General features: G+C 31.3%; 14 protein-coding genes, 2 tRNA genes and 1 other RNA gene. 1 reads left to right on the forward strand and 16 read right to left on the reverse strand.

The window, feature by feature from the left end; all coding sequences use genetic code 11:
- Positions 1–105 precede the first annotated feature (105 nt).
- On the reverse strand, positions 106–1,038 hold the full coding sequence (locus tag BEE63_RS09425) for a GNAT family N-acetyltransferase (RefSeq protein ID WP_066021143.1): 933 nt from the start codon (positions 1,036–1,038) through the stop codon (positions 106–108).
- An 11-nt stretch (positions 1,039–1,049) separates the two neighbouring features.
- The gene (locus BEE63_RS09430) at positions 1,050–1,334 is read right to left on the reverse strand and encodes a YciI family protein (protein WP_066021144.1); all 285 of its coding nucleotides are present in this window, start codon (positions 1,332–1,334) and stop codon (positions 1,050–1,052) included.
- Between the two features lie 112 nt (positions 1,335–1,446).
- Here BEE63_RS09430 and BEE63_RS09435 point away from each other — a divergent pair, with 112 nt between their 5' ends.
- The gene (locus BEE63_RS09435) at positions 1,447–2,778 is read left to right on the forward strand and encodes a PLP-dependent aminotransferase family protein (RefSeq protein ID WP_066021145.1); all 1,332 of its coding nucleotides are present in this window, start codon (positions 1,447–1,449) and stop codon (positions 2,776–2,778) included.
- A gap of 487 nt (positions 2,779–3,265) precedes the next feature.
- Here the strand turns inward: BEE63_RS09435 and BEE63_RS09440 are convergent, their stop codons facing one another.
- The 14 genes from BEE63_RS09440 to BEE63_RS09505 form a co-directional block, all read right to left on the reverse strand.
- Entirely contained in the window at positions 3,266–3,520 is a 255-nt protein-coding gene (locus tag BEE63_RS09440) for a pro-sigmaK processing inhibitor BofA family protein (RefSeq protein ID WP_066021146.1), read from the reverse strand.
- Positions 3,521–3,542: 22 nt separating this feature from the next.
- A complete protein-coding gene (locus BEE63_RS09445) occupies positions 3,543–3,809 on the reverse strand; it encodes a DUF2508 family protein (RefSeq protein WP_066021147.1) in 267 nt (88 codons plus the stop codon).
- A gap of 60 nt (positions 3,810–3,869) precedes the next feature.
- Positions 3,870–4,466, reverse strand: coding sequence for a recombination mediator RecR (gene recR / locus BEE63_RS09450; protein ID WP_066021148.1), 597 nt, complete (start codon positions 4,464–4,466; stop codon positions 3,870–3,872).
- Positions 4,467–4,497: 31 nt separating this feature from the next.
- A complete protein-coding gene (locus BEE63_RS09455; RefSeq protein ID WP_066021149.1) occupies positions 4,498–4,836 on the reverse strand; it encodes a YbaB/EbfC family nucleoid-associated protein in 339 nt (112 codons plus the stop codon).
- Between the two features lie 145 nt (positions 4,837–4,981).
- Complete coding sequence (gene dnaX / locus BEE63_RS09460) at positions 4,982–6,628, reverse strand: DNA polymerase III subunit gamma/tau (protein WP_066021150.1); 1,647 nt, start codon at positions 6,626–6,628, stop codon at positions 4,982–4,984.
- A gap of 113 nt (positions 6,629–6,741) precedes the next feature.
- Positions 6,742–7,008: signal recognition particle sRNA large type (ffs, locus tag BEE63_RS09465), an RNA gene on the reverse strand.
- Positions 7,009–7,019: 11 nt separating this feature from the next.
- Positions 7,020–7,109, reverse strand: a tRNA-Ser gene (locus BEE63_RS09470).
- A 952-nt stretch (positions 7,110–8,061) separates the two neighbouring features.
- A tRNA-Ser gene (locus tag BEE63_RS09475) sits at positions 8,062–8,153 on the reverse strand.
- Between the two features lie 82 nt (positions 8,154–8,235).
- The gene (locus BEE63_RS09480; RefSeq protein ID WP_066021151.1) at positions 8,236–8,676 is read right to left on the reverse strand and encodes a nucleoside deaminase; all 441 of its coding nucleotides are present in this window, start codon (positions 8,674–8,676) and stop codon (positions 8,236–8,238) included.
- A gap of 171 nt (positions 8,677–8,847) precedes the next feature.
- Complete coding sequence (locus BEE63_RS09485) at positions 8,848–9,213, reverse strand: response regulator (RefSeq protein WP_066021152.1); 366 nt, start codon at positions 9,211–9,213, stop codon at positions 8,848–8,850.
- Between the two features lie 243 nt (positions 9,214–9,456).
- On the reverse strand, positions 9,457–11,346 hold the full coding sequence (cooS, locus tag BEE63_RS09490; protein ID WP_066021153.1) for an anaerobic carbon-monoxide dehydrogenase catalytic subunit: 1,890 nt from the start codon (positions 11,344–11,346) through the stop codon (positions 9,457–9,459).
- 78 nt (positions 11,347–11,424) lie between these two features.
- Positions 11,425–11,838 (reverse strand): RrF2 family transcriptional regulator, encoded by a 414-nt coding sequence (locus tag BEE63_RS09495; protein WP_066021154.1) that lies wholly within the window; start codon positions 11,836–11,838, stop codon positions 11,425–11,427.
- Positions 11,839–11,972: 134 nt separating this feature from the next.
- Positions 11,973–12,509 (reverse strand): metal-dependent hydrolase, encoded by a 537-nt coding sequence (locus tag BEE63_RS09500; RefSeq protein ID WP_066021155.1) that lies wholly within the window; start codon positions 12,507–12,509, stop codon positions 11,973–11,975.
- Positions 12,510–12,530: 21 nt separating this feature from the next.
- Positions 12,531–13,292 carry a DeoR/GlpR family DNA-binding transcription regulator gene (locus tag BEE63_RS09505; protein ID WP_066021156.1) on the reverse strand — a complete coding sequence of 254 codons (762 nt, stop codon included), beginning with the start codon at positions 13,290–13,292 and terminating at the stop codon, positions 12,531–12,533.
- Positions 13,293–13,557: the final 265 nt, after the last annotated feature.

The following is a 13,557-nucleotide window of genomic DNA, read 5'->3' on the forward strand; positions in this document are numbered from 1 at the left end:
TCAATAACTCCCTATCGGTCAAACAAATTGAAATATCTAAGTATTTTATGATTTTTTTACCAAGATTTATTAGAATTCTTTTAAATCGTTCTTTCAGTAAACAAATTATCCACCCAATCTCGTAAGTACTAGTGCACCTTTGCTATTAAAAGGATTGTCATTTCCCATTATCAGCATTACAAGATTATGATATATTTTAAAATTATGTTTTGAAATTAGATAATTGCATATTTCTAAATTATAAGTGTTACAGTCAATTAATATATTTTTATAGCCAATATCTTTAGCATAATTTGCGCAAGCCACTACAATAGAATCTATAGCCATTTTATAATTTATGCTGCTATCTATAACGGCTAATCTTATCTGTAAATTTTTATCAGCTTCTTCTCTAATAGATTTTGTATGGCATATTGCAATTCCATGAACAGTATTATTAACTTTTAATTCAAAAGCAATTCCAAAATCTTTATTTTTTATAAGGTAAAGTTCGGAAGTTGAATCAAAACCCTTAAATACTTTACCAGATATAGTTTTTAAGTTGTTTTTTAAATTTAAATAATCAATATCGCTTTTTATATTTACTTCATTTACACTATAACCATTTAAAATAGGTGAAAAATCTAAATTATCAAAACCTTTTTTTAAACTTAGTGTTAGCTTAAGTGGAGTAAAACCCATGTTCATGTAAAAGCCAACATTATAGCTTGATTCTGGCATAGTGATAAGCCCTATGGTGGATACTTTGTAGTCTTCCTTTAGCATTTTTATTGTGTGTTCTATTAAAGCTTTTCCAATGCCTTTCTTTTGATAGTCTGGATGAACACCAAATGGCCCAAACCACCCAAAAGTTCCCCAAAGGTGAATAAAATTGTAACCAACAATCTTGTTATCTAACTCGCAAACAATACTAGCATTATTGCTTGATTCAATATATCCTTCAATTCCATTAGTTCTTCTTTTGGCTTCAGCTTTAAAGCACAACTTGTCTATTTCTTTTATTTGTTCAATATCTTTAAATTTCATACTTCTTATCATATTAAAGTCTCCTATATAAACTTTTCAAAGCCATTTGCATAATTAGTTGGTACAAATTCAATTATTTCATATCCAGCTATGCCATTTTTATAAAAGGGATCTTCTAAAATTATAGAGTTTACTTTGGATTTATTTTTAGCTTTGCAGATTATTATGCCACCAGTTCTTGGCTCTTGCCTTCCAGAACATACAAATTTATTTTGTGCGTAGTATTTATTTAAAAATGTTATATGTGCATCTAAATTTTTCATAACCTCTTCAATTGATTTTTTATATTTTAAAATTATTACAAACATCGACTGTCTCTCCTTTATAATAAATTTATGGTACAATTATAGTGTAAAATACACGAATATCTAATTCAATAATGGAAATTTCATATTGTACTAGTACAAAAGGAGAAAGTATATGAGTAAATATCACAAAATAGTTGATTATATAAACGAAGAAATATTAAATGGAAATCTTAAGTGCGGTGAGAAATTGCCAACTATAAGGGAGCTTTCAGAAAAATTTCAATGCAGCAAACAAACAGTTGTTCATGCATATGAGAATCTTCAAAATTCTCATGTTGTATATTCAATACCTCAAAGTGGATATTATCTTGTTGATAAAAAGAAAGTACATATGGAATTAAATAAAATAATTAATTTTTCTTCAGGAGCACCGGACGAAAGTATACTTTTCTATGAAAATTTTCAGCATTGTATAAATCAAGCTATAGATGCATATAAAGTTACCCTTTTTAATTATTCATCTCCAAAGGGATTAGAAGCACTTTGCCGCACTTTAAAAGAATATTTTGAGGATTACCAGATTTTTTGTAGTGAGGAGGACATATATATAACTTCAGGTTCTCAACAGGCAATAAATATACTTTGCAGCATGCCTTTCCCAAATGGAAAGAAAAATGTACTTGTTGAGCAGCCAACCTATAGAGGGGCATTAAAATCCGTTGAAATAAGTGAAACTCCTGTAATTGGAATAGATAGAAACTTTGACGGCCTAGATTTTGATGACCTTGAGAGAAAATTTGCATTTGGCAATGTAAAGTGCTTTTACACAATGCCAAGATTCAGCAATCCACTTGGATTAAGCTATTCAAACGAAGAAAAGAAACATATTTTCAAATTGGCACAAAAATATGATGTTTATATAATTGAGGATGATTATTTAGGAGATTTAGAAATTAGAAATAATGAATATCCTATGTATTACAGCGATGTTTCTGGAAGGACAGTGTACGTAAAGAGTTTTTCTAAAATATTTCTGCCTGGACTTAGGGTTGCAGCAGTAGTACTTCCTAAAGTCCTTAGAAATACATTTTTAGAATATAAAGAGTGGATGGATTTAAATACGGCAGTGCTTTCACAGGGAGCACTTGAAATTTACATCAAAAACGGCATGTTTAAAGCAAATAGGAAAAGACTAAGAAAAGTATATGAGGATAGAATGAAAACATTAAAAAATGAAATTTTAAAAGGTAATCTTGCGAATATAAGGCTTCACATTCCAGATACAGGCTTTTATGGTTGCCTAGAATTCTTAAAACCTATCAATATGATGAGCTTAATGAATAAATGCAGTAAAAGTGATATACGTATTAAGAACATGAAAGGAGAATATTTAAAAGACTATTTTAATAATGAGATTTTAAGTATAAGCATTGCAAGCTGTAAAAGTGAAGATATAAAAATTGGAGTTAAAAAACTTCTAAGTGCAATTGATAAGTCTTGGTAAAGAAATTGCAAAATTATCATATGCGAGGCTTGGGCTTTGCCCATTATCCTTCTTAACCTAATAGTAGCATTCTCTAAATTATGCGAGGTTTTGGCGGAGCCAATTACCCTTCTTAATCATATAAAAGCACTCTTACCATATACGAGTTATTGAAATATCTTAGGATTTTATGATTTTTTTATCTTAGATTTATTAACAAGCATTCGTAGAAAAACGAAGAAAAATATTCCTTGTTTTCCTTTTAGGTAAAGTAACAATATTTTGTAAACGATTCAAACAAAACTCAATAAGTCTTGCCCCAAATTATAAAAAGACTTAAAAATTTTAATTTGTCTGCAAAAATGCTGGTTAATACATAAAAATTTACACCCAAAATTCCGTAGGCACGGAGGAATTTTTTCCTTGCACTACCTAAAAAGCTAAGTAAGAATGCGTTGGAACGATTTATTTCATTTTTTTAATGTTCCAACGCGTTCTTACTTAGCCACTACATTATGGCTTTCAGTATAATCAAAAATATAACTCCCGGCACTCCAAAAACTCCAGCTATAAGTGCCGTTACAACATTTATTCCTATATTGATTCCTATGTATTTTCCAAAGATATTTAAAACAAAAAGCATTACCGCTCCTATTGCTCCATTTATAATTAACTTTATTAGCATCTTAAGCGGCCATGCCAAAAGCCTTACTATTACAAATATAACTATTATAGATACAAGAAAATATCCTATATATTCCAAATTGCCCCCACCCCTTACTTTACTAAGAACTTATTTTTTCACTGCACGCATCATATTCATTAACTTTTATATCTAATTTTCTAGCTTGCATCAAAAGATACGTGTATTTAGCTCTAACAGCAGCCTCCCTGTATATAGCATAATCTATAAGATTAGGTTCATTGCTAACATTTTGGAAGTAATCCATGCAATTTTGAAGCTCCTGCCTTGCTCTTTCTATAGCAAGAATAAGAGCTTTTACATCAACATGGTGGCTACTATTATTAATGTGCGACATATTCTTCTTCATATAAAAAACCTCCCAATTTATGTCTCATTAAATTATAGCCATAAATTGGGAATTATATTCCTATATTTCTCTTCTTCCTTCAAGTGCTTTTGCGAGTGTTACCTCATCTGCATATTCAAGATCTCCACCAACTGGCACACCATGGGCTATTCTTGTAACTTTCACACCAAGAGGTTTTAATATCTTTGATATATACATAGCAGTAGCTTCTCCATCTACATTAGGGTTAGTTGCAACAATAACTTCCTTTACACTACCATTCATTCTACTTACAAGTTCTCGAAGTTTTATGGAATCAGGACCTTTACCGAGCATTGGTGATATTACTCCATGGAGAACATGATAAACGCCATTATACTCCCTGACCTTTTCCATAGCTATTATATCCTTGGGCTCCTCCACAACACAAACAGTACTTTTATCCCTATTAGGATTAGAACAAATTGCACATGGATCTGAATCAGTATAATTTCCACATACAGAACAATATTTTATAGTTCCTCTTGCCTTTACTAACGCATCTGCAAATTCGTTAACCTCTTCCTTAGGCAAATTTAAAACATGCATTGTAAGTCTCTGTGCGGTTTTATAGCCTATCCCCGGAAGCTTTGCAAATTCCTCTATTAATTTTTCAATTGCCACAGGATAGAATTCCATGTGTATTCACCTCATTAATTAAGTCGTTATATTAAAGACCAGGTATGTTTAATCCACCAGTAAGCTTTTTCATTTCTCCTGATGTTTCATCCTCTGCTTTCTTAAGAGCTTCGTTACAAGCACTTAAAATTAAATCTTGAAGCATTTCTATATCATCTGGATCTACTACCTCTGGTTTTATTGTTATATTAGTTATTTCTTTTTTACCAGTAACTGTTGCACTTACTGCGCCGCCGCCAACAGTTGCAGTAAACTCCTTATTCTCTACTTCCTTTTGCATATCCTGCATTTGTTTCTGAAATTTTTGTGCCTGCTTTATAAGATTATTCATGTTGCCTCCACCCATTCCTGGGAATCCACCTCTTGCCATAATAAAAAACCTCCTATATAATTTAAATTATTTTTTCTATATTACATGTACTTGAGTTTTTATCTCATACTCAAAATATAAGTATCCCTACATTAAAACAGCTTTAATGTTAAACTCTGTACCTAATATTTTATCATTTCCTAAATCATTCATCAATAATGTCAACGCTTTCTTCACCAAAAGTTTTCTTTATTTCATCTTCTGTACTTATGCTTGACTGCTTACCTCCCTCTTCATGATCAAGTGAATACACAACTTTCACCCTTCCATGCAGTATACCTGTAAGTACTTCTTCAACCTTTTTATTATTTTGAGTTTTTTCAAGATGCTGCTTGCTAAAATTATACTCTTTAGTAAACATCACTTCAATAACCCCATTTTTACAAGAAACCGGCCTTCCATTACTTAAATGTGCTCCCATAACCATATTCCGTCTTGATTTAAATATGTCTATTACATCTTTCCATATTTTCTTTACATCATCAAGACTTACATCTAAATCACTCGAAAATTCCTCTTCTTTTTCAGTATCCTGAACTTCAGTTTTAGGTCTATTTAAAATAAGTTTAGGCTCATTTACAGTACTCTTACTATTTGTTGTATTCTTTTTACCTTCGTTATCTTTATTAACTACTATATTTCCTTCTCTTATAGTCTTCTCCAGCTTATTCAGCCTTGCAAGTATTATCTCACTTGAAGTATCATACTCAATTTTACACATCTTTATAATTGCCATTTCAAGATAAATTCTACTATTCATACCCCTTCTTGCTTTTTCTTCCGCATCTTGAAGTATATTTATATCCCTCATAGTTTCTTCTATTCTTATCTTGGAGGATTGTTTTCTAAGTAAATTCATATTTTCTTCAGATATATCTATTACTTCTTCAGGTTTTTTACTTACCTTAACCATCATTAAGTTTCTTACATGCCCTATAAAATCCTTCATAAATACATTTATTTCTTTTCCCTGAAGAACAATTTTATCTACAATTTTTATTGAACCTTCTATATCCTTATCAATAACATGATCCATTAGCTCAAATATATATTCATCTGTTACTATGCCAAGCATTTCCAAAACCTTTTCATAGTCTACTTTGCCATTTCCCTCTGATATAGCCTGATCTAATATACTTACAGCATCTCTCATAGCTCCATCGGACATTCTAGCTATAAGGTTTAAACTTCTGTCATCTGCAAAAATGCCCTTATCAGTTACTATCTCCCTTAATCGATCTATCATACTTTCTTTTTTTATTCTCGTAAAATCAAATCTCTGACATCTTGAAAGTATCGTAACTGGAAGTTTTTGTGGATCAGTAGTTGCCAATATAAAAACTACATTTTGAGGAGGCTCTTCAAGAGTTTTAAGAAAAGCATTAACAGCTCCCTGCGAAAGCATATGTACTTCATCTATTATATAAACTTTATACTTGGCTTCATGTGGTGGATACTGAACATCATCAATTATATTTCTTATATCATCTACACTATTATTTGATGCCGCATCTATTTCACTAACATCTATTTCAATTCCAGCATTTATTTTTTTACACATTTCACATTCATTGCATGGCTCTCCATCTTGAGGATTAAGACAATTTACCGCCTTCGAGAGTATTTTAGCTGTAGTTGTCTTTCCCGTTCCTCTTGTACCACACATAAGATATGCATGCGCTATTCTATTATTTTTAACTTGATTTTTAAGAGTAGTTGTTACATGCTCTTGACCAACAACCTCACTAAAAGTTTGTGGTCTCCATTCTCTGTATAAAGCAGTATAAGCCAAAAAAACACCCTCTTTACAATAAATATTATCATTTCTCAAAGCTTATAATTATATCTTACTACAAAAAAAAGACGCTCGCAAAGCATCTCTATAATTTCAATATATTATTAAAGCTGTGCACCTTGAATCGACAGTAATTTATAAGTGCTACTCATTTAGTCAACTCAAATCAGATTAATCCACGGCACACGGGAAATTTCACTTACCGCTGCTTCCTTCCGGACCTGACGGAGTTCATGAGTTCCCGTTGCGTGGGACCCGATTATCAACATTGACTGAAATGAGACGAACCTTACAAATTACAGCCTCAAACAAGGAATTCGACCCTGCTATAGCGGATTGCAGGCTACAAGGCACCGCTAACTCCCCGTCTAGCACAGCAAAGATTAAATGGCGGAGAAAGAGGGATTCGAACCCTCGGTAGAGTTTCCCCTACACACGCGTTCCAGGCGTGCTCCTTAAACCTCTCGGACATCTCTCCATAGTTTCACTTTTAGACATACCCAACTTGTTATCATAGACATACTACTAAAAGCTTATTTAATCGATACGAATTACATTATATATGATTGAATTCAAATAGTCAAGCAAGAAATTTAATCCAAAAATGCTATCTATTTAATGCACGTTTTCATACTTCTCAAACAGCTTTTAGCATAATATTTTAGAAAAAAAAATTAAGACTATAGTACATCTTAAAATTTTAACTTGTACATATTAAATTTTTTATAGTAATTTACTAAAAGGTATAGTAATTTAAGATAAATGCAAAAGTTTTTATACCCATATTTCTCAATCCCATTAATTTTATTTATTATATATTATTTTTACCCTTGATTATTGACATTTTTAGCCATATTAGACTATTATACTTATAAATCCCATTTACCCCTTACTATACCTCATATACTAATACTATCATTTTTTTTTAAATTATTCAATATTTTTTAAAATTATACTGTAATTGTTACTGCCTTTTTATTTACTTTATTATGTGACTTACAACTAAATTATTCTTGCATTGAATTTTATGTCGTTTTGAATAATTTTATACTTAATATATCGAATAAAATTATCCATACCTTTACATAGCTTGTACTTTTATAAAAACATATGAGAATACAATCGAAATGATACTACTACATTTATCAGTAAACACCACTATACTACCCCTTATTATATTTCAGTATAATATATTATAAATGGTTCTTGTTGAAATAAAACATGGTATGAAAGATAAAAAAAGTGCTGATATCAATTTAAAAAATCATTAATACAGCACTTTATACTTAAATGTTTCGTATATTATTTTTGTTTTCTCGCTTCGAGCGACCCGCAAAAGGTCATTTAGACCTTTCGCCCCTCGGTACGGTTTGCAAACCACACCTAATCTATTTTTAATTTCGTTATTATTTCAATTTTAGTTGTTGTTTTGGCGGAGGGAGAGGGATTTGAACCCTCGGTGCGGTTTGAACCGCACACATGATTTCGAGTCATGCACGTTAGACCACTCCGACATCCCTCCAATACTAACATATTATACTAAACTTACCGCTAAAAATCAAATTACAGGAGATTTTAGTTGAGCAATTGAAATAATCTTAAAATTATCGCTTTTGCCTAAAAAATTCTTTCAAAATGTCGCTGCACTCTTGTGAATATAACCATTCAACTTGCGTATTATATTTTAAATATTGATTTTGTATTAAATTCACTACTGAACCGCAAGCTCCCGATATGGGATCAAAAGTTCCTATATAAATCTTGCTTATCCTGCTTTGGCATATACATGCTGCACACATGGGACATGGCTCTAAAGTAACATACATCTCACAACCTTTAAGTCTCCAGTTGCTTAGCTTTTTAGTTGCTTTTTCTATTGCAATAATTTCAGCATGTGCTGATGGGTTATTTAATTCTTCTTTAAGATTATGTGCCTGAGATATAATTTTATTATCTTTTACAATAATTGCACCAACAGGTATTTCTCCGTTAACTTTAGCAAGCTTAGCCTCATTTAAAGCTTCTTGTAAAAATTCATACTTCATATACTAAATCACCACAAAATTCACTCTCTTTAAATTGTAACTATACAAGTTTAATTAATAAATCATTATTTAAAGTAGTATGCTTTTGATATTTCTACGAAACTTACAAAATTTAAACAAGTGATTTACTTTCATATCTATTTATATTATGTACACAATTCTGCTTAAAAATTAATCCCTTAAAACCTTTTCCATAGCATTAATCAAATCAGTACGTTTAAAGGGTTTGGCAATAAAAGACTGTGCACCATTTTTAACTGCTTGCCTTACCATAGTTTCTTGAGCCGCTGCTGTTACCATTACTATTTTAGCTTTTGGATCATAGTCAATAATCCTTTTTACAGCTTCAATACCATCAATTCCTTCCATCATAATATCCATAGTTACTATATCAGGATTCAACTTCTTGTACTGCGAAATTCCAGCAGACCCGTTTTCAGCTTCACCTACAACCTCAAACCCATTATCTTCAACTAATTGCTTAATGGACCTACGTACAACCGCAGCATCATCAACAATAAGAACCTTCTTTGACATAAACTTATAGTACTCCTCTCATACCGAATGTGTATTTTTGAAAATTTTATGTTAATATTTTTCTAGCTTATATTTTTAAAGCACATCCAAATTATTGAAAATATCTTTCCCTTTGTTAATATATATCATATTTCTTATTTTTTCAATATTCTTTTGCAAGATTCGCCGTATTTTTAAAAAAAGTATCAGTTATATGAAATTTAATTCCATATAACTGATACTTTTTTACTTATATAACTATCTTTAATTAAGCCCCAACTTTTTCCTTCTATCTATTATTTCACTCTCAAGCTTATCTGCAGCTTTTACTACATCACCTTCTATTATAAGTTTTCCACCTGTTATATTAGTAAGATCATCTTCTAATAACTTTGATACAACAGGACTTCCATCAATAAAAGGAGAAATTGCAAGGTGAAGTGGCAATCCAAGTGAAAGTCCAAATGCTCCATCTGCTAAAGCTTGCTCTTCAAGCCACTGTGGTGCCGAAAGTACAAGCGGTAGCTGAGGAATATCTATTTCTAAATACTCTGCAAGTTCCTTTGCCACAATTTCAAGTCTCCCTATAGCAAGACATGGTCCAAAATTTAGTACCGGAGGAATACCTAATGACTTACATACTTCTTTCAAACTATCACCTGCAAGTTCAGCAGCTGATGGAGACATAAGACCTACATTTTCAAGTCCCCCACTGGAGCATCCAGCTGATAATACAATAATATTTCTTTTTATAAGTTCTTTTGTAAGTTCTACAGTAAATACATCATGGCCTTTAGCTGTAAGATTTGAACATCCAACAACACCTGCTACCCCTTTTATTTTTCCAGAAGCAATCAAATCAACAAGTGGCTTCCATGTTCCTCCAAGAAAATCCTTAAGCGATTTTTCACTTACTCCTGTAACAACATCATCATATCCATGGTTCTTAGGTATATTAATGGTTATATTTTTTCTTCTATTTTTATAGCTTTTAAGTGCTTCATCTATTATGTGGTTGGATATGTCTTCTCTTTCTTCGTAACTGTATCTTACAAATTCTGCATTTTTCTTTTTAGCTACATCATCAACACATATCATTTTCACTTCAAATTTATCTGCAATTGGTTCAATTCCTGGAAGAGTGCAGTTAAATTCAGACAAAACAAGATCTATTCCTCCTGTAGCCATTAAAGCTTCACTTGTAAAGTTATTTCCCGCATGTCCTGAGAATACTTCTTTATAATGTTCCCCTCTAAGCTGGAGATCCTGACCTACACATGTACATCCAACTATTCTAAAGCCCTTAGCGCCTAACTTGTTTGCCATCTCAGTTGCATCTTTGTCAATTAATCTCTGCTGTAGATGCTCTATTATTGAATGTTGATGTCCTGTTATCATTATATTTATATAATCTGGGTCTACTACCTTAAATCCGACCTTTGCCTGCCTTATTGCTGGTTCACCCAGTATGACATCATTCAGTAAGTTTGTTAATGTAAGGCCATATAAACCAGTTGATATTCCAAGTGTAAGACAATTTACAATCATGTCTACAGGATCACTATTTAAATTTGTTGAAGTTTTAACTATAGCATCAAAAACTTCCGACTTAGCACCACCTGGAAGAATATTAAGGTCAGTCCACTTCTTTAATCTAGGAGTATACGCTATTTTATCTATAAGCTCTGTCTTCTCAAATCTTGGTTTATATAAATCTCCTATTACCGCATCTGCTATTTTAACTGCCTTTTTATGTTCATCCACTTCTTTTATTTTAAACATATCTGCAAGTTTATTAAGTGTATATTTTCCCCTTATAATTTCATTATTCTCACCTATGGACTTTAAGTTTCTCGCTGTAGTTTCAACTACGTGAAGATAACAAGCAGTCCCAGCTGCAACTGCTCTTAAAAAATTCCTAGCAACTATTGTATCAGCATCCGCACCACAAATACCTCTTGGTGACTTTGGTGTTATTCTACATGGTCCATTGGCACAGAGCTTGCAGCATACACCCTCTTTTCCAAATTTACATTTGTTCTTTTGACTTTCTACTCTATGCTCTGATGTTTCAACATTATTTAAACTGCATATAAAATTATGAAGAATCTCATCTGCATCATCACAAACATGGCAATTTTGACATTCACTCATTATTAAAAAATCCTCCTTGAAAGTATACCTTTTAAGTATAGTTTTTATTCTATAAAAAAGGACAATATATAAAAGTCCTTAGTTATTACTATTCTTTAAATTTTCAAAATTTATGTTCTCAAGATTATTAATTAAATCTTTTTGAACTTTTGAAAGAGCACTGTGTATTTCACAAAATCCTGTACGTTCCGCATTACAATAATGCGGGTCAAGAAGGCATCTATTAACGCCTATAGGCCCATCTATAGACTCTATTACCTGTCTTAAATTGATATCCTTTGGAAGTTTATTTAAAGCATATCCACCCTTTACACCTCTATAGGATTTTATAATTCCACTTTTTATTAGTTTCCTTAAAAGCTTAAGTAAAAAACGCAGTGGAAGTTTTTCATGCTCAGCAATAGTTGCCGCATCAATCTTTTCTCCATATCCAAGTTTAGATAAATACAATACAACTCTCATACTATAATCTGCTTCTTGTGTTAATCTCATATCTTTCTCCTATTTAAAGTATACTTTAATAGTATACTTTAAATATACTACTATTGGCTTATTTTGTCAACACTATTAGTAAAAACCCAGCCACCATTAATATTAATTTCCAGCTGTTAATGGTGGCTGATTTTTTACAATTTACCATGCCTTGTAAAATTATTTATTTCATGTCTTCTTATAAGCTTTACAAAATAATAAGCTATAATAATAAATCCTAATATTTCAGAGCAATAATACGTAGGATCTGATATAAGCCTTAGAAGTCCACTTTTAAGCCATTCACCTTCAGGTCTTGTTGGAAAAATCCATCCTGTAAAAGGCCAAAATAATATTTTAGGATATAGCCACATACTATCTAAGATAAGATGAATTGCACTTCCCACTCCAAGCATGAGAACACCATTTTTTTTATACTTCAACTGCCTATATAATCCTATGCAAAGTAATACTATCGAGAATAGCATTGTATGTCCAAATAATCTACTATTATGAAATACATTTCTTAATAACCAAGCCCCTATTGGTTTGTCTATAATATCAGGTAATATTGATCCAACAAGCAAAAATCTATAATCTATATTACTTTCTTTTTTTTCTCTATTTAAAATTGAATTTTCACATAATTTTATCGCACCAGTTGTTATCCCTAAGTGTCCAAAAAATATCATACCATTGCTCCTCACTATACATTAAACTATATCCACATCATTTTTCTTCATTATGCTAAATATCTGCTCACTTGGTACCTTATCTGTGATAATAGCATCTATATCTTCAAAATGAGCAAACTTATAAGTTCCACCAAAATAAAATTTACTATTATCCATAACTAGATACACAACTTTACTATTTCTTATTATTGCTTTTTTGGTGTTTCCATCTTCTACTTCAAAAGTGGTAACACTATTATCATATAAATCCACACCACAACTTCCTATAAATGCCTTGTTAAATTTATAATTAGATATAACATCTATTGTTGCTGAACATGCATATCCATTTAAATCTTTCGAAAGCACTCCTCCTGTAGATATTACTTTTACATTGTTTTCCATGTTTAATATTGAAACTATATCTATCATATTAGTCATAACTGTTACCTTTTTATCACTTTTAGACAAAAGTTCTGCCAACAAAATATTTGTAGTAGATATATCTAAAAAAATTGTTTCATCTTCCTCTATTAAATCAAAGGCTTTCTTAGCAATTATTAACTTCTCATCTACATGTGCATGTCTTCTATCACTTATCTTATTATAATGTGCACTTTGTCTTATTGGTATAGCTCCCCCATATGTCCTTTTTAAAAAATTATTATTTTCTAAATATCTGAGGTCTTTTCTTATACAATCTTCCGTAACATTAAATTTTACGCTTAAATCTTTTACAACTACTTTACCATCTCGATTTAAAATATCGAGAATAGCATTATATCTTTCCTTCGCAAACAAGTATATAGTACCTCCATTAGTTTTCATGAATCAAATTTAATTATAGAAACTTTATAAAAATTATAACATATAGCATTAATATAAACAAAATCAGAAAAAAGATTCTAATATCAAAGACAAACTCCTCATCTACTGACAAGTGAAGCAATGTCATCACCTTACAGATTAATGATAGCTGGCCCACAATTTAGGCACTAATATTTATAAAATTCCGTAGGCACGGAGGAATTTCTTCCTTGCCTTACCCTTAAAGAGAAGTAACAGT

It is taken from the genome of Clostridium pasteurianum, from assembly GCF_001705235.1.
GTDB classification, from domain to species: Bacteria; Bacillota; Clostridia; order Clostridiales; family Clostridiaceae; genus Clostridium_S; species Clostridium_S pasteurianum_A.